Source organism: Enterobacter cloacae complex sp. AR_0002 (assembly GCF_001922365.1).
In the GTDB taxonomy this organism is placed as follows: Bacteria; Pseudomonadota; Gammaproteobacteria; order Enterobacterales; family Enterobacteriaceae; genus Enterobacter; species Enterobacter hormaechei_C.
Genome location: NZ_CP018814.1, coordinates 2710783 through 2731610 on the forward strand (window position 1 = coordinate 2710783; position 20828 = coordinate 2731610).

Genomic DNA, 20828 nt, shown 5'->3' on the forward strand with positions numbered 1-20828 from the left:
GGAGCCGCTATGAACATGAAACCGATCGGTGGAATGCTGTTGTTGATGGTATCCACCTTCGCCTTCGCCCAGCAATCTTTCTCCACACCTGAGCAGGCGGCCAATGCCCTGACGAAGGCCATCAGCGAGCAGAATGAGAGCGCGATGGCCGACCTGCTGGGGGATAACTGGCGCGATTATCTGCCACCTGAAGGGGTTGATCCGGAGGCGGTGGCTCGATTCCTGCGTGACTGGAAGATAAACCATCGTACCGAAATCAGCGGCGATATTGCCCATCTGTCAGTTGGCGATAACGGCTGGCAACTCCCCATACCGGTAGTGAAGAAAAAAGAGGGCTGGCAATTTGATATGCAGAAAGCGGCTGATGAGATCCTGACCCGCGAAATCGGCCGCAACGAACTCGCGGCTATCGAAGCGCTGCACGCCTACGTCGACGCACAGCGGAGCTACTACGCCATGAACCACCGCTATGCGCAGAAGATTGTCAGCACGCCAGGGCTAAAAGACGGCCTGTACTGGCCCATCTCGCCGGGCGAAGCGCCAAGCCCGCTGGGTCCCGCCTTTAGCCCGCCGGAGCCTGGTATGGGCTATCACGGCTATCGGTTCCGCATTCTGTCGGATAAAAATGGCTTTGCGATGGTTGCCTGGCCCGTAAGCTATGGTCAGACGGGGGTAATGAGCTTTGTCGTTAACCAGGAAGACAAGGTTTATCAGGCAAATCTCGGCAACGATTCGGCGCAGAAAGCGCAGGCGCTCGCTGCATACCACCCGGATAAAACCTGGCAGCCTGTCACCCCCTGAACGCAGTGCATAAAAAAAGCGGCCTGAGGCCGCTTTTTTCATCTGAAGAAACTTATTTCTTCTTCGCTTTCGCGTTTGGCAGGTCGGTGATGCTACCTTCAAACACTTCTGCCGCCAGGCCCACGGACTCGTGCAGAGTCGGGTGAGCGTGGATGGTCAGCGCGATGTCTTCCGCGTCACAGCCCATTTCGATAGCCAGACCGATTTCACCCAGCAGCTCGCCGCCGTTGGTACCGACAATCGCACCACCGATTACACGGTGAGTTTCTTTGTCGAAGATCAGTTTGGTCATACCGTCTGCGCAGTCGGACGCGATAGCACGGCCAGAAGCAGCCCACGGGAAGGTGGCGGTTTCGTAGCTGATGCCTTTCTCTTTCGCTTCTTTCTCAGTCAGACCAACCCATGCAACTTCTGGCTCGGTGTAGGCGATAGATGGGATCACTTTCGGATCGAAGTAGTGCTTCATGCCGGCGATAACTTCAGCGGCAACGTGACCTTCGTGAACACCTTTGTGCGCCAGCATTGGCTGACCGACGATATCGCCGATAGCAAAGATGTGCGGCACGTTGGTACGCAGCTGTTTGTCAACGCGGATGAAGCCACGGTCGTCCACTTCCACGCCAGCTTTGCCCGCGTCGAGGTTTTTACCGTTCGGCACACGGCCGATAGCCACCAGTACGGCGTCGTAACGCTGTGGTTCGGATGGGGCTTTTTTGCCTTCCATGGAAACGTAAATACCGTCTTCTTTCGCTTCAACGGCAGTCACTTTGGTTTCCAGCATCAGGTTGAATTTCTTGCTGATGCGTTTGGTGAAGACTTTAACGATGTCTTTGTCGGCAGCCGGGATAACCTGGTCGAACATTTCAACCACGTCAATCTCTGAACCCAGCGCATGGTACACGGTACCCATTTCCAGACCGATGATACCGCCGCCCATAACCAGCAGACGCTTAGGAACGGTTTTCAGCTCCAGCGCATCGGTGGAATCCCACACGCGTGGATCTTCATGTGGAATGAATGGCAGTTCGATTGGGCGAGAGCCTGCCGCGATGATCGCGTTATCGAAGTTAATCACGGTTTTACCGTTTTCACCTTCCACTTCCAGGGTGTTCGCACCGGTGAATTTACCCAGACCGTTTACCACTTTCACTTTACGGCCTTTGGCCATACCCGCCAGACCGCCGGTCAGCTGAGTGATAACTTTCTCTTTCCAGGTACGAATTTTGTCGATGTCGGTCTTCGGCTCGCCGAAGACGATACCGTGTTCAGCCAGCGCTTTGGCTTCTTCGATAACTTTCGCTACGTGCAGCAGCGCTTTAGAAGGGATACAGCCGACGTTCAGACAAACACCGCCGAGGGTGCTGTAACGTTCTACGATGACGGTTTCCAGACCTAAATCCGCGGCGCGAAATGCTGCGGAATAACCTGCCGGGCCTGCCCCAAGTACTACGACCTGAGTTTTGATTTCTGTGCTCATCATGACCTCTTAATGTATACCCGTCGTCCACCGGGTCGTTCTATCCGCCCGTATTTTACAAAATTGTTAACAATTTTGAAACAACAAACGGCTCACGAATTATCGCTTTCACCAATAACCTCAAAAACCCCATGAGATTATCAGAAAAAAGCCGGCCGATTGGCCGGCTTTTCGATTACATCACCAGGCGGCGAATGTCGCTCAGCATGTTGTTAATGATGGTGATGAAACGCGCACCATCAGCCCCGTCGATCACGCGGTGGTCGAAGGACAGAGAGATTGGCATCATCAGACGCGGTACGAACTCTTTGCCATTCCACACCGGCTCCATCGCGGACTTGGACACACCGAGGATAGCCACTTCCGGCGCGTTCACAATCGGCGCGAAGTGGGTGGTACCCAGGCCGCCGATGCTGGAGATGGTGAAGCAGCCGCCCTGCATTTCGCCGGCAGTCAGCTTACCATCACGCGCTTTCTTGGAGATGGTGGTCAGTTCACGGGACAGCTCTGTGACGCTCTTCTTGTTCACGTCTTTGAAGACCGGAACAACCAGACCATTTGGCGTATCAACCGCAACACCGATGTTGATGTATTTCTTCAGCGTCAGCTTCTGGCCGTCTTCGGACAGGGAGCTGTTGAAGCGTGGCATCTGTTCCAGCGCCGCCGCAACCGCTTTCATGATGAAGACCACTGGGGTGAACTTCACGTCCAGCTTACGCTTCTCAGCTTCGGCGTTCTGCTGTTTACGGAACGCTTCCAGATCGGTGATATCGGTCTTATCGAAGTGGGTAACGTGCGGGATCATCACCCAGTTACGGCTCAGGTTAGCACCGGAGATTTTCTGGATACGGCCCAGTTCCACTTCTTCGATTTCGCCGAACTTGCTGAAGTCCACTTTCGGCCATGGCAGCATGCCCGGGATACCGCCGCCAGCGGCTGCCGCAGGTGCAGCTTCGGCGCGTTTCACCGCGTCTTTCACGTAAGCCTGAACGTCTTCGCGCAGGATACGACCTTTACGGCCGGTGCCCTTCACTTTCGCCAGGTTCACGCCGAATTCGCGCGCCAGGCGACGGATCAGCGGAGTCGCGTGGACATAAGCGTCGTTTTCAGCGAACTCAGATTTTTCTGCTTTAGCAGCAGGGGCAGCAGCCGGTTTAGCAGCCTGAGCCGGTGCAGCAGCCGGTGCCGGAGCAGCAGGAGCAGCAGGAGCGGCGGCAGGTGCAGCGCCTTCCACTTCGAAGACCATGATCAGAGAGCCGGTAGAGACTTTGTCGCCGGTGCTGATTTTGATCTCTTTAACGGTACCCGCGAACGGCGCAGGCACTTCCATGGAAGCTTTGTCGCCTTCAACGGTGATCAGTGACTGTTCAGCGGCAACTTTGTCGCCCACTTTCACCATCACTTCGGTCACTTCAACTTCGTCACCGCCGATGTCTGGTACGTTAACGTCTTTCACGCCGCCAGCAGCCGCTGGTGCAGCAGCCGGAGCCGGAGCAGCTTCCGCTTTCGCTGGAGCCGCAGCGCCTTCAGAGCCCGCCACTTCGAAAATCATGATCAGGGAACCCGTAGACACTTTGTCACCGGTGTTGATCTTGATCTCTTTAACGGTACCGGCGAATGGCGCTGGTACTTCCATAGAGGCTTTATCGCCTTCTACGGTGATCAGTGACTGCTCAGCCGCAACGGTATCGCCCACTTTCACCAGGATTTCAGTGACTTCAACTTCGTCACCGCCGATGTCAGGCACGTTCACTTCTTTCGCTGCCGCGGCCGCTGCTGGAGCAGCAGCAGGAGCGGCTTCTTTCTTCTCTTCCTGCGCAGGTGCAGCTGCTGCTGCACCGTCGGCGGAATCGAAAATCATGATCAGTTTGCCAGTCTCGGTTTTATCGCCAACAGAGACTTTGATCTCTTTAACGATGCCAGCCTGAGGAGACGGGACTTCCATAGAAGCTTTGTCGCCTTCTACGGTGATCAGCGACTGTTCAGCTTCAACTTTGTCGCCCACTTTGACCAGGATCTCGGTGATTTCAACTTCATCAGCCCCGATGTCCGGTACATTGATTTCGATAGCCATTATTCTTTTACCTCTTACGCCAGACGCGGGTTAACTTTATCTGCATCGATGTTGAACTTAGTAATTGCGTCTGCAACCACTTTCTTATCGATTTCGCCACGTTTAGCCAGTTCGCCCAGTGCTGCTACAACCACGTAGGAAGCATCAACTTCGAAGTGGTGACGCAGGTTTTCGCGGCTGTCAGAACGACCGAAGCCGTCAGTACCCAGTACGCGATAATCATCAGCTGGAACGTAAGTACGAACCTGCTCAGCGAACAGTTTCATATAGTCAGTAGACGCCACCGCTGGCGCGTCGTTCATCACCTGAGCGATGTACGGAATGCGTGGGGTTTCCATTGGGTGCAGCATGTTCCAGCGCTCACAATCCTGGCCATCACGCGCCAGTTCAGTGAAGGAGGTAACAGAGTACACATCGGAACCCACACCGTAGTCTTTCGCCAGGATCTGCGCTGCTTCACGAACGTGACGCAGGATAGAACCGGAGCCCAGCAGCTGAACTTTACCTTTGCTACCTTCGATGGTTTCGAGTTTGTAGATACCTTTACGGATACCTTCCTCGGCACCTGCTGGCATTGCCGGCATGTGGTAGTTTTCGTTCAGGGTGGTGATGTAGTAGTAAATATTCTCTTGCGCTTCACCGTACATGCGCTGCAAGCCGTCATGCATGATGACTGCCACTTCGTACGCGTAAGACGGATCGTAAGAGATACAGTTAGGGATAGTCAGAGACTGAATGTGGCTATGACCATCTTCGTGCTGTAGACCTTCACCGTTCAGGGTCGTACGACCAGAAGTACCCCCGATCAGGAAGCCGCGAGCCTGCTGATCGCCTGCCTGCCAGCACAGGTCACCGATACGCTGGAACCCGAACATGGAGTAGTAGATGTAGAACGGGATCATCGGCAGGTTGTTGGTGCTGTAAGAAGTCGCAGCAGCCAGCCAGGATGCGCCTGCACCCAGTTCGTTGATACCTTCCTGAAGGATCTGACCTTTCTCGTCTTCTTTGTAGTATGCAACCTGCTCACGGTCCTGCGGGGTGTACTGCTGACCGTTCGGGCTGTAGATACCGATCTGACGGAACAGACCTTCCATACCGAAAGTACGCGCTTCGTCGGCGATGATTGGAACCAGACGATCTTTGATCGACTTGTTCTTCAGCATCACGTTCAGGGCACGAACGAAAGCGATAGTGGTAGAGATCTCTTTGTTCTGCTCTTCCAGCAGCTGAGAGAAATCTTCCAGCGCTGGCAGTTCCAGCTTCTCGGTGAAGTTAGGCTGACGAGCAGGCAGGTAGCCTTTCAGCGCCTGACGACGTTCGTGCAGGTACTTGTGCTCTTCAGAACCTTCCGGGAAGGTGATGTAAGACAGTTTTTCTACCTGCTCATCGGTCACTGGAACGTTGAAACGGTCGCGGATATAACGCACGCCGTCCATGTTCATTTTCTTAACCTGGTGAGCGATGTTTTTACCTTCTGCGGTATCACCCATGCCGTAACCTTTGATGGTGTGGGCCAGGATCACAGTCGCTTTACCTTTGGTTTCACGCGCTTTTTTCAGTGCAGCGTAAACTTTCTTCGGATCGTGACCACCGCGGTTCAGCGCCCAGATCTGCTCGTCAGTCCAGTCTGCAACCAGGGCTGCGGTTTCAGGATATTTGCCGAAGAAGTGCTCACGAACGTAGGCACCGTCTTTGGATTTGAAGGTCTGGTAGTCGCCGTCAACGGTTTCGTTCATCAGCTGGATCAGTTTACCGCTGGTGTCTTTACGCAGCAGTTCATCCCAACGACCGCCCCACATCACTTTGATCACGTTCCAGCCAGCACCTGCGAAGATGCCTTCCAGTTCGTTGATGATCTTGCCGTTACCGGTTACCGGACCATCCAGACGTTGCAGGTTACAGTTGATGATGAAGCACAGGTTGTCCAGCTTCTCACGGGTCGCGATGGTGATGGCGCCTTTAGATTCTGGCTCATCCATTTCACCGTCGCCCAGGAAGGCGTAAACGGTCTGCTCAGAGGTGTCTTTCAGACCACGGTGTTCCAGGTACTTCAGGAATTTAGCCTGATAGATCGCACCGATTGGACCCAGACCCATAGATACGGTCGGGAACTGCCAGAACTCAGGCATCAGTTTAGGGTGCGGGTAAGAAGACAGACCCTTACCGTGAACTTCCTGACGGAAGTTGTTCATCTGCTCTTCAGTCAGACGACCTTCCAGGAAGGCACGTGCATAGATGCCCGGAGAGATGTGGCCCTGGAAGTACACCAGATCGCCGCCGTCTTTCTCGTTAGCTGCACGGAAGAAGTGGTTGAAGCACACTTCGTAAATGGTCGCAGAAGACTGGAAGGACGCCATGTGGCCACCCAGTTCCAGGTCTTTCTTAGATGCGCGCAGAACGGTCATGATGGCGTTCCAGCGGATAGCAGAACGGATACGGCGTTCCAGATCCAGATTGCCCGGGTATTCCGGTTCGTCTTCGACGGCAATCGTGTTTACGTAGTTGCTAGCCCCTGCACCTGAAGCCACTTTCACGCCGCCTTTGCGTGCTTCAGAAAGCAGCTGATCAATCAGATACTGAGCGCGCTCAACACCTTCTTCACGGATGACCGATTCGATCGCCTGTAGCCAGTCGCGAGTTTCGATCGGATCCACGTCATTTTGGAGACGTTCTGACATGGGGGTATTCCTTATCTATCTAATACGTTGATTTGTCTGGAACCTGTCCCATTGTATTTTCGCCAGAAAACACAATAAGACAGGTTCTGCGTTTAGTTGCCGCGCTCTAAAAGTACCTGGCGCTTAATCCTTTCGTTGCTGTATGCGGCGTAATGAACGTTCGCGACGCGATTGTTCACGGCTGCGGTCCAGCAAGATTTCCTCAATGAAAGCCAGATGGCGGTGCGACGCTTCGCGCGCCTGCTCCGGTTCCCCGGCCATTATCGCCTCGAATACTCGGGTGCGATGGTTGCTTACCAGCGGGAGCATCTCCCGACGGGCATACAACAATTCAAAATTCTGACGAACGTTCTGGGCCAGCATCGGCTCCATGCAGCGTAGCAGATGGAGGAGCACCACGTTGTGCGCCGCTTCGGTGACGGCAATTTGATACTGGACGACGGCGCTGGACTCGGCGTCTAAATCGCCGGACTGCTGTGCCCGTTCAATGGCCTGATGCAGCTCGCGAATACGTACGCGGTCTTCATCAGTGCTGCGAAGGGCGGCGTAATAGGCCGCGATACCTTCCAGCGCGTGACGGGTCTCAAGCAGATCAAACTGGGATTCTGGGTGGTCAGAGAGAAGTTCTACCAGCGGGTCGCTGAAGCTCTGCCACAGGCTGTTTTGCACAAAGGTTCCGCCACCCTGGCGACGGAGCAACAGGCCCTTTGCTTCGAGACGTTGAATCGCCTCACGCAGAGAGGGACGTGAAACGTCGAACTGTTTTGCCAGCTCGCGTTCTGGCGGGAGCTTCTCGCCCGGGCGCAGTGTCCCTTCGAGAATTAAAAACTCCAGCTGCTGCTCAATCACATCGGAAAGTTTTGGTTGGCGAATTTTGCTGTAGGCCATATTCCCTGTCTTACGCCTTTTTGCCCGGAGTCAATTGGTCTTACCAATTTCATGTTCGTATCGCTAAAGTAACAAAGTATTCACCTTCTGTCCATATTGGTTTTGATTGAAATCAGTAAACCCGGCACATTTTAACAACCTTACAGAACTAACGTTTCAGGAATGTAACTTTGCACAAATGAAATGGTTACTACCAAAGAGGCAGTTTTAACCATAATGAAACGAGGGTTTTTGCAATCTGAAGCGATTCAACAAGGCAAAAAATGAAAATTCGCCCTCTTCTGACGCATTTCTATTCTATAGGTTGGGGTATGAGGGGTTAACGTACCGATTTACAATTGGTTTCTTTTTATTCAAGTCGTCATCGCCCCTTCATAAAGCAGGTGCATTCGCTGGCGCTTACCACTATTCTGGCGCTAACGGAAGCCATCTCCGCTTTTTTCGGTATCGTTAACCGTAAAGAAATAAATACAGAATATGGACTTTCATAATTACACACGCACAGCGTGAACATAACAACCACACACGAGGTTTCAAATGGAAGCTCAACAGCATGGCGATCAGCTAAAGCGCGGCCTTAAAAACCGCCATATACAGCTCATCGCCCTGGGCGGTGCTATTGGTACTGGCCTGTTTCTGGGCAGTGCATCGGTTATCCAGTCGGCCGGTCCGGGCATTATTTTGGGGTACGCGATAGCGGGTTTCATTGCATTTCTGATTATGCGTCAGTTAGGGGAAATGGTTGTTGAGGAGCCGGTCGCAGGCTCATTCAGCCACTTCGCCTATAAATACTGGGGCAGCTTCGCAGGTTTCGCCTCGGGCTGGAACTATTGGGTTCTGTACGTTCTGGTTGCCATGGCCGAGCTGACCGCCGTCGGGAAATATATTCAGTTCTGGTACCCGGAGATCCCTACCTGGGCGTCTGCGGCGGCCTTCTTCGTCCTGATTAACGCCATTAACCTCACCAACGTAAAAGTGTTCGGTGAGATGGAGTTCTGGTTTGCCATCATCAAAGTGATTGCCGTTGTAGCGATGATCATCTTCGGCGGCTGGCTGCTGTTCAGCGGCAACGGCGGCCCGCAGGCCACCGTGCGCAACCTTTGGGAGCAAGGCGGGTTCTTGCCTCACGGCATGACCGGCCTGGTGATGATGATGGCGATCATTATGTTCTCCTTCGGCGGTCTGGAGCTGGTGGGCATCACCGCCGCGGAAGCCGACAACCCGGAACAGAGCATCCCGAAAGCCACAAATCAGGTTATCTACCGCATCCTGATCTTCTATGTGGGCTCCCTGGCGGTGCTGCTCTCGCTGCTGCCATGGACGCGCGTCACGGCGGATACCAGCCCGTTTGTGCTCATCTTCCACGAGCTGGGCGATACCTTCGTGGCGAACGCGCTCAACGTCGTGGTGCTGACCGCTGCGCTCTCCGTTTATAACAGCTGCGTTTACTGCAACAGCCGTATGCTGTTCGGCCTGGCGCAACAGGGCAACGCACCGAAAGCGCTGCTCACCGTTGATAAGCGTGGCGTACCGGTTAATACCATCATCGTGTCGGCGGTCGTGACAGCGCTGTGCGTGCTGATTAACTACCTGGCCCCGGAATCAGCCTTCGGTCTGCTGATGGCGCTGGTGGTTTCCGCCCTGGTGATTAACTGGGCAATGATTAGCCTCGCGCACATCAAGTTCCGCCGCGCCAAGCAGCAGCAGGGCGTAACCACGCGCTTCCCTGCCCTGCTCTATCCGCTGGGGAACTGGGTTTGCCTGCTGTTCATGGCAGCTGTACTGGTCATCATGCTCATCACCCCAGGCATGGCGATTTCCGTCTACCTGATCCCGGTCTGGATTGCGATCCTCGGCGTGGGTTATATGGTGAAACAGAAAAATGCCAAAACGGTGAAAGCGCACTAAATGTTTTCTCGCTGTACTCGCGGTTGCGGGTACAGCGTCTTGTTACCTTCCTCACAAATTCGCGCCAACAGCAAAATCCTCCATATCACCGCCTTTATATTGCAACGCATATATTCGTTTGCCAGCGAATAATTCTCTCCATACCGAAACCCGGAGAGCTGTCGATGAATAACAACAAACTGTCAGTAAAAGAAAAGATCGGCTATGGCATGGGTGACGCCGGATGCAACATTATCTTTGGCGCCATCATGTTATTTGTTAACTATTTTTATACGGATATTTTTGGTCTGGCGCCTGCACTGGTTGGCGTTTTACTCCTGTCCGTGCGCGTCATTGATGCCGTAACGGACCCGATCATGGGCGCGATTGCTGACCGTACCCGCAGCAAATATGGCCGGTTTCGTCCATGGCTGCTGTGGATTGCCTTCCCCTATGCGCTGTTCAGCATTCTGATGTTCACCACGCCAGAGTGGAGCTATAACAGCAAAGTTATCTATGCCTTTGTCACCTACTTCCTGCTGTCGCTGACCTATACCGCCATCAATATTCCGTACTGCTCGCTCGGCGGCGTGATCACCAACGACCCGAAAGAGCGCGTTGCCTGCCAGTCCTACCGTTTTGTTATGGTTGGTATCGCCACGCTGCTGCTGTCGCTAACGCTCCTGCCAATGGCCGACTGGTTCGGTGGGGATAACAAAGCCAAAGGCTACCAGATGGCGATGACCGTGCTGGCGCTGATTGGTACCTGCATGTTCCTGTTCTGCTTCGCCACGGTGCGCGAGCGCGTGCGTCCGGCGGTGCAAACCCATGACGAACTTAAAAACGACCTGAAAGACGTGTGGAAGAACGACCAGTGGGTGCGGATCCTGCTGTTAACCCTGTGCAACGTCTGCCCTGGCTTTATCCGCATGGCGGCCACCATGTATTACGTTACCTGGGTCATGGGGCAAAGCACCCATTTCGCCACGCTGTTTATCAGCCTGGGCGTTGTCGGCATGATGTTCGGCAGTATGCTGGCGAAAGTGCTGACCGACCGCTGGTGCAAGCTGAAGGTCTTCTTCTGGACCAACATCGCGCTGGCGATTTTCTCCTGCGCCTTCTACTTCTTCGACCCGAAAGCGACGACAACCATTGTTGTGCTTTACGTCCTGCTGAACATCCTGCACCAGATCCCATCCCCGCTGCACTGGTCCCTGATGGCCGACGTGGACGACTACGGTGAATGGAAAACCGGGAAACGTATCACCGGGATCAGCTTCTCCGGCAACATCTTCTTCCTGAAACTGGGTCTGGCGATTGCCGGGGCAATGGTCGGTTTCCTGCTCTCCTGGTACGGCTACGATGCGGGCGCAAAAGCGCAGAGCGCGGATGCCATCAACGGGATCGTGCTGCTCTTTACCGTCATTCCTGGCATTGGATACTTAATTACCGCGGGCGTAGTACGTCTGCTGAAAGTGGACCGTGAGACCATGAAGCAGATCCAGTCCGATCTGGAAAAGCGTCGCACCAACTATCGCGAGCTGAACGATTATCAGGAACTCAAAGCCGCTGAGACTAAATAAGGAAAGCCGAATGCAAACCTGGCCAAACCCGTTTATTGAACAACGCGCCGACCCGTATATCCTGCGTCACGATGGGCAATATTACTTTATCGCCTCCGTACCGGAGTACGATCGGCTGGCGATCCGCCGCGCGGACTCGCTGGAAGGTTTACGCGATGCCGAAGAGGTGGTTGTCTGGCGCAAGCCCGACACCGGCCCGATGAGCCAGCTGATCTGGGCACCGGAACTGCATCATATCGACGGCAGTTGGTACATCTATTTTGCCGCCACGCATACCCAGGCGCTCGATCATCTCGGGATGTTCCAGCATCGCATGTTTGCCATTGAATGCGCAGATCGCGATCCGCTCACCGGTACGTGGGTAGAAAAAGGGCAAATCAAAACCCCGTTTGACACCTTCGCGCTGGATGCCACCACCTTTGTTCATCAGGGTAAACGCTGGTATCTGTGGGCGCAAAAAGCCCCGGATATTTCCGGTAACTCGAATCTTTACCTGTGTGAAATGGAAAATCCGTGGACGCTGAAAGGCGAGCCGGTGATGCTCAGTAAACCGGAATATGACTGGGAGTGCCGCGGGTTCTGGGTCAATGAAGGCCCGGCGGTGCTGTTCCATGGCGATAAGCTGTTTATCAGCTATTCCGCCAGCGCCACCGACGAGAACTACTGCATGGGATTACTGTGGGCAGACCTGAATGCCGATCCGCAAAACCCGGCTAACTGGCATAAATCCCCGCGCCCGGTGTTCGTCACCAGCTACGAAAACCGTCAGTATGGGCCAGGCCATAACAGCTTTACGCAGACGCCGGAAGGCGAAGATGTGCTGGTCTACCACGCGCGAAACTACACTGAAATTGAAGGCGATCCGCTTTACGATCCCAATCGCCATACTCGCCTGAAACTCATCCGCTGGAACGAAAACGGGATGCCTGAATTCGGCATCCCGCCCGCAGATACACCGTAACGGCTTCGGCGCGCTGGCTTAAACCAGCGTGCCGTAAATCGTCAGCAGCGCCACAATCACCACCACCACAAACGACGTTTTCTTCGCCATCGAGACGGCAGCCTTTGGCGTTGCGACTTTGTCCGTGTGCGGCTCACGCGCCAGCGAGAACTGTGCCAGTCGGGTTAAAACCTGATACTGCGAGGTATGACGGTCAGCAAGGGAGACAAACCACGCGGGCAGCGCCTTTTCACCGTGACCGATGAGGGCATAGACCACGCCTACCAGACGCACCGGAAGCCAGTCGAGCACGTGCAGGATGGCATCAATGCCGGACTGTAGACGTTCATGCGGCGTAAGATAGCGGGCAAGCCAGGTCTGCCAGGCGCGCAGGAACGCGTAACCCATCAGCAGTACCGGCCCCCAGGGCCCGCCCACCACGAACCAGAACAGCGGCGCCAGGTAGTAACGGAAGTTAATCCACAGCAGCGCGTTTTGCAGCTCCCGCAGAAACTCGCGTTCATCGCAGTCCGGCGGTACGCCGTGGATCATCGTCAACTCGCTCGCCATCGCGCCGCGCGCGTGGGCATCATCCCGGGAAGCGGCTTTCAGATACGCGTGATAGTGCAAACGCACCTTGCCCGCGCCAATACACAACACGCCGAGCAGGATCCACATCACCAGCAGCGGCACGTTGAAAAAGAGGCCGTAAAGCGAGCGCAGCAACAGGAACGTAATCACCATCACGCCTGCCGTCATCAGCAGCGTGCGCAGCATGGAAAAATGTCTGATGCGGCGGAATAACACCTCCAGCCGATGATCCAGATGCCAGTGCTCGCCGAGCTTAAACAGGCGTTCAGCGATCATAACCAGCAGCATGGTAAACAACGTCATGTTATCTCCTTATCTGACGACGTGGTAAGCATGGCGTGAAACCGGGACCAGTCAAAAGCCGGGCCGGGGTCGGTTTTTCTTTCGGGGGCGATGTCGCTGTGCCCTGTAATATTGTCTGCAATGGCGGGATAGCGCCCGATTAACGTTTGCGTTACAGCAACCAGTTTCTCATATTGCGCATCGGTGTAAGGCGTGGTGTCCGTTCCTTCCAGTTCAATTCCAATGGAGAAATCATTGCACCGCTCGCGCCCCTGATACTTCGACACGCCGGCATGCCAGGCACGCTTATCAAAAGGAACATACTGAACCACTTCGCCATCACGACGGATCAGACAGTGCGCCGATACGCGCAGATGCGCAATCTCAGCAAAGAAGGGGTGGGCATCGGGATCTATCGTTCCAGTGAATAACGCATCGATCCACGGACCGCCAAACTCACCCGGCGGGAGACTAATATTGTGAACCACCAGCAGTGTGGGCTTTTCATCCTCCGGGCGGCAGTCGTGGTGCGGCGACGGTACATGCCGCGCGTCCACCAGCCATCCGTTTTCTAACAACATGCTGGAACTCCTTATCTATGGTGCTGTTACTCGGTTCAGAGTAGCATGTTTCAATATTATGATTCGTTACCAATTTGGAGTTTTATCATGCCGCCTCGCCGCTATAACCCCGACCACCGACGTGACGCGCTTCTGGAACGTATTAATAGTGATATCCCGGCAAGCGTTGCCCATGCCCTGAGAGAAGACCTCGGCGGTGACGTCAGCGCCGATAACGATATTACCGCCCAATTGTTGCCAAAAGAGACACGCTCGCATGCGGTGGTTATCACCCGTGAAGCAGGGGTTTTCTGCGGCAAACGCTGGGTTGAGGAGGTCTTTACCCAGCTGGCGGGCGACGAGGTGCAGGTAACATGGCACGTTGAGGACGGCGATGCGGTCACGGCGAATCAGCCACTGTTCGAACTGGACGGCCCGTCCCGCGTCTTGCTGACTGGTGAACGCACCGCGCTCAATTTTGTGCAAACGCTCTCTGGCGTTGCCAGTGAAGTACGCCGCTACGTTGACCTGCTGGCAGGCACCCGCACGCAGCTGCTGGATACCCGTAAAACCCTGCCGGGCCTGCGCACCGCGCTGAAATACGCGGTACTCTGCGGTGGCGGCGCCAACCATCGTCTGGGGCTATCCGATGCCTTCCTGATCAAAGAGAACCACATTATTGCCTCTGGCTCGGTGCGTCAGGCCGTGGAAAAAGCCTTCTGGCTGCATCCGGATGTGCCCGTCGAAGTGGAAGTGGAAACGCTGGAGGAGCTGGACGAGGCCATTAAAGCGGGGGCTGACATCATCATGCTCGATAACTTCGACACGGAGCAGATGCGTGAAGCGGTCAAACGCACAAACGGCCAGGCGCAGCTTGAGGTGTCCGGCAACGTGACGTTCGACACCATCCGCGAATTTGCTGAAACCGGCGTCGATTACATCTCCGTAGGCGCCCTGACCAAGCACGTCCGCGCCCTCGACCTCTCGATGCGCTTCAAATAAATTATCCCCCCTCTCCGCCCGGAGAGGGGAAATACGAAACCGCTCGCAATTACGCTGTCCTTCTCTGCAACACTGAATCATTTCCCTGAAAGCCCCTTCACGTTCACGCTTTTGCCCCTCGTTTCTGCGCGCAGTCACTGCCACAGTAGCGCCACTTAACATAAGGAGCAGACATGAACAGACAACAAGGATTTACCCTGATTGAGCTAATGGTGGTCATTGGCATTATTGCCATCCTGAGCGCGATTGGCGTCCCGGCCTATCAGAACTACCTGCGAAAAGCGGCGCTCACCGATATGCTGCAAACGTTCATCCCCTACCGCACCGCCATTGAGCTTTGCGCCCTGGATCGTGGTGGTGTGGATCGCTGCGACGCAGGCACCAATGGCATCCCCTCCCCGACAACCACACGTTACGTTTCAGCGATGAGCGTGGCGAAGGGGATCGTATCGTTAACAGGGCAGGAAAGCCTTAACGGACTTGAAGTGCTCATGACACCGATCTGGAGCGACGGTAACGGTATGACGGGCTGGACGCGTGACTGCAAAATTGCGTCCGACACGGCGCTCAGACAAGCCTGTGAAGATGTTTTCCGCTTCGACAACAACTGAAAGGAGTGGACAATGAATACCGAGCAGCTTATGACGCTCTGTCAGCGCCATCACGCACTGCTACTCGCAAGCGACACCGAGATGATCAGCATTGCGGTGGTGGGTAATCCAGCCTCTGAGCTGATGGAAGCGTTACGCTTCGCCACGCAGAAACGTATTGATATTGAGTGCTGGACGGCTGAACGGATGGAAAAACGGCTTCAGTCCCTCTCATCATCACACCTGCCGGGCATCGCGCCAAACTCAGCCGCTGACGTGCTCAGTACAACCTTGCAGCAGGCAGTAAACCAGCGGGCTTCTGACATCCATATTGAACCGACGGAGCACGGTTACCAGATCCGTTTGCGAATCGACGGTGTTCTCTACCCGCAACCGCCGATCTCTGCCGCCCTCGGGACGACGCTTGCCGCACGCCTGAAGGTGCTGGGTCAACTGGATATTGCGGAGCGCCGCCTGCCGCAGGACGGTCAGTTTACGGTGGAGCTGGCAAGCGTCCCCGTCTCTTTTCGTATCGCAACCCTTCCCTGTAGCGGTGGAGAAAAAATCGTGCTTCGTCTGCTTCACCAGGTACAGCAGGCTCTGGAGCTTGAACAGCTGGGGATGAGCGCAGACCAGCAGGCCCGTTTTGCCGGGGCGCTTAACAGCCCTCAGGGGTTGATTCTGGTCACCGGCCCGACCGGTAGCGGGAAAACGGTGACGCTGTATAGCGCGTTACAGGCGCGAAATACACCTGACGTTAATATTTGCAGCGTGGAAGATCCCGTTGAAATCCCGCTTGCAGGCTTAAACCAGACGCAGATTAATCCGCGTGCGGGGCTGACCTTCCAGAGCGTGCTGCGCGCCCTGCTCAGGCAGGATCCTGACATCATTATGGTAGGTGAAATTCGTGACGGCGAAACGGCAGAAATTGCCATTAAGGCGGCACAAACCGGGCATCTGGTGCTGTCCACCCTCCATACTAATTCGACGACTGAAACGCTGGTACGGCTGCAACAGATGGGTGTCGCGCGCTGGATGATCTCTTCGGCGCTCTCGATGGTGATTGCCCAACGGCTGGTGCGCCGTTTATGCCCGTACTGCCGACAGGAAGCCAGCCGCCACACCGAATTACCCCGCACGCTGTGGCCCCGGCCGCTTCCTCGCTGGCAACCCACCGGCTGCGATCGCTGCTACCACGGTTTTTATGGTCGCGTAGCCATTTTTGAAGTGCTCGTCATCGACGACACGCTGCGGCAGGCCATCGCCAGCGGAGCAAGCACGGAGGTGATTGGGTCCAGCGCTCGTCAGGCGGGAATGACCTCATTGTTTGAGCATGGCTGCATGGCCGTAGAGCAAGGGCTGACTACGCTCGAAGAGTTGTTGCGCGTCCTGGGAATGCCAGATGGCTGCTAATTCGCTCTGGCGCTGGCGTGCCCTGACCACCGAGGGGGAGGTGCAAACCGGCACCCTCTGGGCCATCGACCGTAACGCAGCTTACACGGCTCTGGTGCTTAAACAGCTGCACCCGCTGGCGCTAAAACGCTGCCAGCAGCACCACCGATGGCAAGTGCAGCACTGCTACGATATTTTTCGCCAGCTCGCCACGCTGCTACAGGCCGGACTCACGCTGTCCCAAAGCCTGCACATGCTGGCGGAACAGCATCCTTTGCAGCACTGGCAGGCGCTGCTGCACAGTCTTGCTGATGACCTGAGCGAAGGTTTCGCTCTGTCAGAGGCCATGAAGAAATGGCCAGAGGTGTTTAGCCCCCTTTATGTCTCGATGGTGAAGACGGGTGAACTGACGGGTAAGCTCGAAGCCTGCTGCCGTCAGCTTGCGCAGCAACAAAAATCCCAGCAGCAGCTCAGTGCAAAGGTGAAGAAAGCGCTGCGCTATCCGCTGATCATCCTGACGCTGGCCGTTTTCGTGGTGCTGGCGATGGTCACGCTGGTTTTGCCTGAGTTTGCTGCAATCTACAAAACGTTCAACACCCCGCTCCCTTTGCTCACGCAGGCAGTCATGGGGCTGGCGGCCTTGGTTCAGGCGCATATCCTCACCCTTTTGGCCCTGCTCGTGGCAATGGTTGTCATCGCCTGTAAGCTGCGGCGGCATCCGCGCTGGCAGTATGTCTTGTTACATGTACCGGTGATGGGCACGCTGACGCGCGGGCAAAAACTGGGGCAAATTTTTACCGTGCTGTCATTAACCCAGCAGGCCGGAATTGCCTTTTTACAAGGACTGGAGAGTGTGGAGGAGACCGTTGAGTGTGGCTACTGGCAGGAGAAACTCCGTGAGATACGCAGCGATATCGAACAGGGGATGCCCGTGTGGTCCTCCTTCCAGAAGGCCTCTGTTTTTACGCCACTGTGTATTCAGCTCATTCGCACCGGAGAAGTGTCGGGTTCACTGGATGTCATGCTGATGAATCTGGCCCGCCATCATACGGAACAGACATTTCAGCAGGCAGACAATCTGGCGGCGCTTCTTGAGCCTTTGCTACTGGTCGTGACAGGTCTGATTATTGGCACGCTGGTGGTGGCAATGTATCTGCCGATTTTCCATCTGGGGGATGCAATGAGCGCGGGGTAACGCTGGCGCACGGACGCGCGCCAGCCGTAGCCGTCAGAGGCTATTGAAAACGCGGTTTTCCTGCTCCTGAACGCGGATAAACGTCGTGCGTTTAGTCAGCTCTTTCAGGCGGGAAGCCCCAACGTAGGTGCAGGCAGAACGCAGACCGCCGAGGATATCGCGCGCCGTGTTTTCGACCGGACCACGCAGTGGTAGCTTAACGGTTTTGCCTTCCGCCGCACGGTATTTCGCGACACCACCCACGTGACGGGTCATCGCGGATTCAGAGCTCATTCCGTAGAATAGCATGAATTTCTCGCCGTTCTCTTCCACCACGGTACCGCCGCTCTCTTCGTGGCCTGCCAGCATGCCGCCGAGCATAACGAAGTCCGCGCCGCCGCCGAAGGCTTTCGCGACATCGCCTGGCATGGTGCAGCCACCGTCGCTGATGATCTGGCCGCCCAGACCGTGCGCAGCGTCAGCGCATTCAATTACCGCAGACAGCTGCGGATAACCCACACCGGTTTTCACGCGCGTGGTGCAAACGGAGCCCGGGCCAATGCCCACTTTCACAATGTCGGCCCCGGAGAGGATCAGCTCTTCACACATTTCACCGGTCACCACGTTGCCCGCGATGATGGTTTTGGTTGGCCATGCTTCACGCGCCTTGCTGACGAACTGGACGAAATGCTCGGAATAACCATTTGCCACGTCAATGCAGACAAAATTCAGCGCCGGATTGGCGTTCAGGATCTGTTTGGTTTTCTCGAAATCTGCATCAGACGTACCGGTCGAGACCATCACATGCTTCACCACGTCAGCCGAGGCGGAGGCGACAAACGCATCCCACTCTTCAGCGCTGTAGTGTTTGTGTACCGCAGTAAGGATGTCGAATTGCGCCAGTGCGGTCGCCATCTCGAAGGTCCCGACGGTGTCCATGTTGGCCGCGATAATCGGCACGCCAGACCACGTCTGACCGGAATGCTTAAAGGTGAATTGACGTTCGAGTTCAACGTCTGAGCGACTTTTCAGTGTAGAGCGTTTAGGGCGGATAAGAACGTCTTTGAAACCTAACTTCAGATCTTCTTCGATACGCATGTGCGGATTCCTGGGGTTAGAGGCAAATATATTAAAAGCACAACTCCAGTGACGCTATCATACGCACTAATACCTGCTCCGCAAGACTGCGAAATTCTCTTTTTTTACGCTACAATCCTATAAATTTACCTGGTAAAAAGCGGGTAAAGAGAGCTAAACATTGGCTGTTGTAAGTTTGAATTTTAAGCAACTGATTTTAAAACTGAATAATTCCCAGGATCTGATTTAATGGGGTATATCGTCGCATTAACCGGCGGCATCGGTAGTGGTAAAAGCACCGTTGCGCACGCGTTTGCTCGTCTCGGCATCACGATTATCGACGCCGATATCATTGCCCGTCATGTGGTAGAACCCAATACACCCGCCTTAAACGCCATCGAAGCGCATTTTGGTCGCCGTGTGATACAGGCTGACGGCACCCTGAATCGTCGGCAGCTGCGTGAGTGCATATTTTCCGATCCAGCGGAAAAAGCCTGGCTTAATGCCCTGCTCCACCCCATTATCCACCAGGAAACTCAGCGTCAAATTGCCGCAGCCCGTTCGCCCTATGTGTTGTGGGTCGTCCCGTTACTGGTGGAAAATCAGCTTCAGAATAAAGCAGACAGAACGCTGGTGATTGACGTTTCCCGCGAAACGCAAATCCAGAGAACCATGGCGCGTGACCATGTTTCACGCGAACATGCTGAACAAATTCTTGCCGCACAGGCCACGCGCGAAGCGCGCCTCGCCGTTGCGGATGATATTATTGATAATAACGGCGCACCAGATGCCATTGCATCGGATGTTGCTCGTCTGCACGCGCAGTATCTGACCTTCGCCGCGCAGGCCGTTGCACAGGAAAAACCATAATGTCGACTCATATCCTTTTTGAGCACCCGCTTAACGAAAAAATGCGTACCTGGCTACGCATAGAATTTCTTATTCAACAGCTTTCACAACATCTGCCTGTCAACGATCACGCCACCGCGCTGCATTTTTTCCGCAACGTGGGCGATCTGCTGGATGTGATTGAACGCGGTGACGTCCGCACTGAGCTGTTGAAAGAGCTGGAGCGCCAGCAGCGTAAATTACAGGCCTGGGCCGAAGTACCGGGCGTGGATCAAAGTCGAATTGACGCTTTACGCCAGCAGCTGAAAAACAGCAGCACGACGCTGATGGCCGCGCCGCGCGTTGGCCAGTTTTTACGAGAGGATCGTCTGATTGCGCTGGTGCGCCAGCGCCTGAGCATACCGGGCGGTTGCTGTAGCTTTGACCTGCCAACGCTGCATATGTGGTTGCACATGCCGCAGGAACAGCGCGATCGCCAGGTGAACAGCTGGCTGGGCAGCCTGGAGCCGATGAATCAGACGTTATCCTTGATCCTCGATCTTGTGCGTAACTCTGCCCCGTTCCGCAAACAAACCAGTCTCAACGGTTTCTATCAGGATAACGGCGACGACGCCGATCTTCTGCGCCTGAATCTGTCTCTTAGCGAGCAGCTTTACCCGCAAATTTCCGGACATAAAAGCCGTTTCGCGATCCGCTTTATGCCGCTGGACAGTGAACATGGCACCGTGCCGGAACGCCTCGATTTTGAACTGGCCTGTTGTTAAGGAGTGCCGATGTCTGACGTAACCACCGTAAACTGCCCAACCTGTGGGAAAACTGTCGTCTGGGGAGAAGTGAGTCCATTTCGCCCATTCTGCTGCAAGCGCTGTCAGCTTATAGACCTGGGCGAATGGGCGGCGGAAGAGAAACGCATTCCGAGCGAAGGCGATCTCTCGGATAGCGATGACTGGAGCGAAAACCAGCAGTAACGTTCAAAGCCTGCT

Annotated in this window: 18 protein-coding genes; 11 read left to right on the forward strand and 7 right to left on the reverse strand. The window is 55.1% G+C overall.

The window, feature by feature from the left end:
• The first annotated feature begins 9 nt into the window (after positions 1 to 9).
• Positions 10 to 801 carry a DUF2950 family protein gene (locus tag AM329_RS13380; RefSeq protein WP_003856312.1) on the forward strand — a complete coding sequence of 264 codons (792 nt, stop codon included), beginning with the start codon at positions 10 to 12 and terminating at the stop codon, positions 799 to 801.
• Between the two features lie 52 nt (positions 802 to 853).
• Here the strand turns inward: AM329_RS13380 and lpdA are convergent, their stop codons facing one another.
• From lpdA to pdhR, 4 genes are all read right to left on the reverse strand, one after another.
• Positions 854 to 2278, reverse strand: a complete 1425-nt coding sequence (gene lpdA, locus AM329_RS13385) for a dihydrolipoyl dehydrogenase (RefSeq protein ID WP_003856313.1) — start codon at positions 2276 to 2278, stop codon at positions 854 to 856.
• A 175-nt stretch (positions 2279 to 2453) separates the two neighbouring features.
• Positions 2454 to 4352, reverse strand: coding sequence for a pyruvate dehydrogenase complex dihydrolipoyllysine-residue acetyltransferase (gene aceF, locus AM329_RS13390; RefSeq protein ID WP_032608511.1), 1899 nt, complete (start codon positions 4350 to 4352; stop codon positions 2454 to 2456).
• A gap of 14 nt (positions 4353 to 4366) precedes the next feature.
• Entirely contained in the window at positions 4367 to 7030 is a 2664-nt protein-coding gene (aceE, locus tag AM329_RS13395; RefSeq protein ID WP_032608509.1) for a pyruvate dehydrogenase (acetyl-transferring), homodimeric type, read from the reverse strand.
• A gap of 123 nt (positions 7031 to 7153) precedes the next feature.
• Positions 7154 to 7918 carry a pyruvate dehydrogenase complex transcriptional repressor PdhR gene (pdhR, locus tag AM329_RS13400; protein WP_006173806.1) on the reverse strand — a complete coding sequence of 255 codons (765 nt, stop codon included), beginning with the start codon at positions 7916 to 7918 and terminating at the stop codon, positions 7154 to 7156.
• A gap of 537 nt (positions 7919 to 8455) precedes the next feature.
• Between pdhR and aroP the strand changes: the two genes are divergently transcribed.
• From aroP to AM329_RS13420, 3 genes are all read left to right on the forward strand, one after another.
• Complete coding sequence (gene aroP / locus AM329_RS13410; protein ID WP_003856317.1) at positions 8456 to 9826, forward strand: aromatic amino acid transporter AroP; 1371 nt, start codon at positions 8456 to 8458, stop codon at positions 9824 to 9826.
• A 164-nt stretch (positions 9827 to 9990) separates the two neighbouring features.
• On the forward strand, positions 9991 to 11388 hold the full coding sequence (locus tag AM329_RS13415) for a glycoside-pentoside-hexuronide (GPH):cation symporter (protein ID WP_003856318.1): 1398 nt from the start codon (positions 9991 to 9993) through the stop codon (positions 11386 to 11388).
• 10 nt (positions 11389 to 11398) lie between these two features.
• On the forward strand, positions 11399 to 12349 hold the full coding sequence (locus tag AM329_RS13420; protein ID WP_023315401.1) for a family 43 glycosylhydrolase: 951 nt from the start codon (positions 11399 to 11401) through the stop codon (positions 12347 to 12349).
• A gap of 18 nt (positions 12350 to 12367) precedes the next feature.
• On the opposite strand, the gene ampE is transcribed toward AM329_RS13420, so the two are convergent.
• The gene (gene ampE / locus AM329_RS13425) at positions 12368 to 13222 is read right to left on the reverse strand and encodes a beta-lactamase regulator AmpE (protein ID WP_023324156.1); all 855 of its coding nucleotides are present in this window, start codon (positions 13220 to 13222) and stop codon (positions 12368 to 12370) included.
• Complete coding sequence (ampD, locus tag AM329_RS13430) at positions 13219 to 13782, reverse strand: 1,6-anhydro-N-acetylmuramyl-L-alanine amidase AmpD (protein ID WP_003856321.1); 564 nt, start codon at positions 13780 to 13782, stop codon at positions 13219 to 13221. The genes ampE and ampD overlap by 4 nt, the downstream gene beginning before the upstream one ends.
• A gap of 87 nt (positions 13783 to 13869) precedes the next feature.
• Here ampD and nadC point away from each other — a divergent pair, with 87 nt between their 5' ends.
• The 4 genes from nadC to hofC all read left to right on the forward strand — a co-directional run bounded on the left by nadC (position 13870) and on the right by hofC (position 17940).
• Positions 13870 to 14763 (forward strand): carboxylating nicotinate-nucleotide diphosphorylase, encoded by an 894-nt coding sequence (gene nadC / locus AM329_RS13435; RefSeq protein WP_032608506.1) that lies wholly within the window; start codon positions 13870 to 13872, stop codon positions 14761 to 14763.
• 173 nt (positions 14764 to 14936) lie between these two features.
• Positions 14937 to 15374 carry a prepilin peptidase-dependent pilin gene (gene ppdD, locus AM329_RS13440; RefSeq protein ID WP_023315399.1) on the forward strand — a complete coding sequence of 146 codons (438 nt, stop codon included), beginning with the start codon at positions 14937 to 14939 and terminating at the stop codon, positions 15372 to 15374.
• A 12-nt stretch (positions 15375 to 15386) separates the two neighbouring features.
• Complete coding sequence (gene gspE, locus AM329_RS13445; RefSeq protein ID WP_032608504.1) at positions 15387 to 16766, forward strand: type II secretion system protein GspE; 1380 nt, start codon at positions 15387 to 15389, stop codon at positions 16764 to 16766.
• Positions 16756 to 17940, forward strand: a complete 1185-nt coding sequence (gene hofC, locus AM329_RS13450; RefSeq protein WP_032608503.1) for a protein transport protein HofC — start codon at positions 16756 to 16758, stop codon at positions 17938 to 17940. The genes gspE and hofC overlap by 11 nt, the downstream gene beginning before the upstream one ends.
• 33 nt (positions 17941 to 17973) lie before the next feature.
• On the opposite strand, the gene AM329_RS13455 is transcribed toward hofC, so the two are convergent.
• Complete coding sequence (locus AM329_RS13455; protein ID WP_017383777.1) at positions 17974 to 19017, reverse strand: GMP reductase; 1044 nt, start codon at positions 19015 to 19017, stop codon at positions 17974 to 17976.
• Positions 19018 to 19245: 228 nt separating this feature from the next.
• On the opposite strand from AM329_RS13455, the gene coaE reads away from it, so the two are divergent.
• From coaE to yacG, 3 genes are read left to right on the forward strand one after another with little or no spacing between them, the layout of a single operon-like run.
• The gene (coaE, locus tag AM329_RS13460) at positions 19246 to 19866 is read left to right on the forward strand and encodes a dephospho-CoA kinase (protein WP_032608502.1); all 621 of its coding nucleotides are present in this window, start codon (positions 19246 to 19248) and stop codon (positions 19864 to 19866) included.
• Positions 19866 to 20609, forward strand: coding sequence for a cell division protein ZapD (gene zapD, locus AM329_RS13465; protein ID WP_003856329.1), 744 nt, complete (start codon positions 19866 to 19868; stop codon positions 20607 to 20609). The genes coaE and zapD overlap by 1 nt, the downstream gene beginning before the upstream one ends.
• A 9-nt stretch (positions 20610 to 20618) precedes the next feature.
• Entirely contained in the window at positions 20619 to 20813 is a 195-nt protein-coding gene (yacG, locus tag AM329_RS13470; protein WP_003856332.1) for a DNA gyrase inhibitor YacG, read from the forward strand.
• Positions 20814 to 20828 lie beyond the last annotated feature (15 nt).

Coding starts and splice junctions, on each gene's coding strand:
- AM329_RS13380 (WP_003856312.1), top strand. CDS start 10: ATGAACATGAAACCGATCGGTGGAATGCTGTTGTTGATGGTATCCACC.
- lpdA (WP_003856313.1), bottom strand. CDS start 2,278: ATGAGCACAGAAATCAAAACTCAGGTCGTAGTACTTGGGGCAGGCCCG.
- aceF (WP_032608511.1), bottom strand. CDS start 4,352: ATGGCTATCGAAATCAATGTACCGGACATCGGGGCTGATGAAGTTGAA.
- aceE (WP_032608509.1), bottom strand. CDS start 7,030: ATGTCAGAACGTCTCCAAAATGACGTGGATCCGATCGAAACTCGCGAC.
- pdhR (WP_006173806.1), bottom strand. CDS start 7,918: ATGGCCTACAGCAAAATTCGCCAACCAAAACTTTCCGATGTGATTGAG.
- aroP (WP_003856317.1), top strand. CDS start 8,456: ATGGAAGCTCAACAGCATGGCGATCAGCTAAAGCGCGGCCTTAAAAAC.
- AM329_RS13415 (WP_003856318.1), top strand. CDS start 9,991: ATGAATAACAACAAACTGTCAGTAAAAGAAAAGATCGGCTATGGCATG.
- AM329_RS13420 (WP_023315401.1), top strand. CDS start 11,399: ATGCAAACCTGGCCAAACCCGTTTATTGAACAACGCGCCGACCCGTAT.
- ampE (WP_023324156.1), bottom strand. CDS start 13,222: ATGACGTTGTTTACCATGCTGCTGGTTATGATCGCTGAACGCCTGTTT.
- ampD (WP_003856321.1), bottom strand. CDS start 13,782: ATGTTGTTAGAAAACGGATGGCTGGTGGACGCGCGGCATGTACCGTCG.
- nadC (WP_032608506.1), top strand. CDS start 13,870: ATGCCGCCTCGCCGCTATAACCCCGACCACCGACGTGACGCGCTTCTG.
- ppdD (WP_023315399.1), top strand. CDS start 14,937: ATGAACAGACAACAAGGATTTACCCTGATTGAGCTAATGGTGGTCATT.
- gspE (WP_032608504.1), top strand. CDS start 15,387: ATGAATACCGAGCAGCTTATGACGCTCTGTCAGCGCCATCACGCACTG.
- hofC (WP_032608503.1), top strand. CDS start 16,756: ATGGCTGCTAATTCGCTCTGGCGCTGGCGTGCCCTGACCACCGAGGGG.
- AM329_RS13455 (WP_017383777.1), bottom strand. CDS start 19,017: ATGCGTATCGAAGAAGATCTGAAGTTAGGTTTCAAAGACGTTCTTATC.
- coaE (WP_032608502.1), top strand. CDS start 19,246: ATGGGGTATATCGTCGCATTAACCGGCGGCATCGGTAGTGGTAAAAGC.
- zapD (WP_003856329.1), top strand. CDS start 19,866: ATGTCGACTCATATCCTTTTTGAGCACCCGCTTAACGAAAAAATGCGT.
- yacG (WP_003856332.1), top strand. CDS start 20,619: ATGTCTGACGTAACCACCGTAAACTGCCCAACCTGTGGGAAAACTGTC.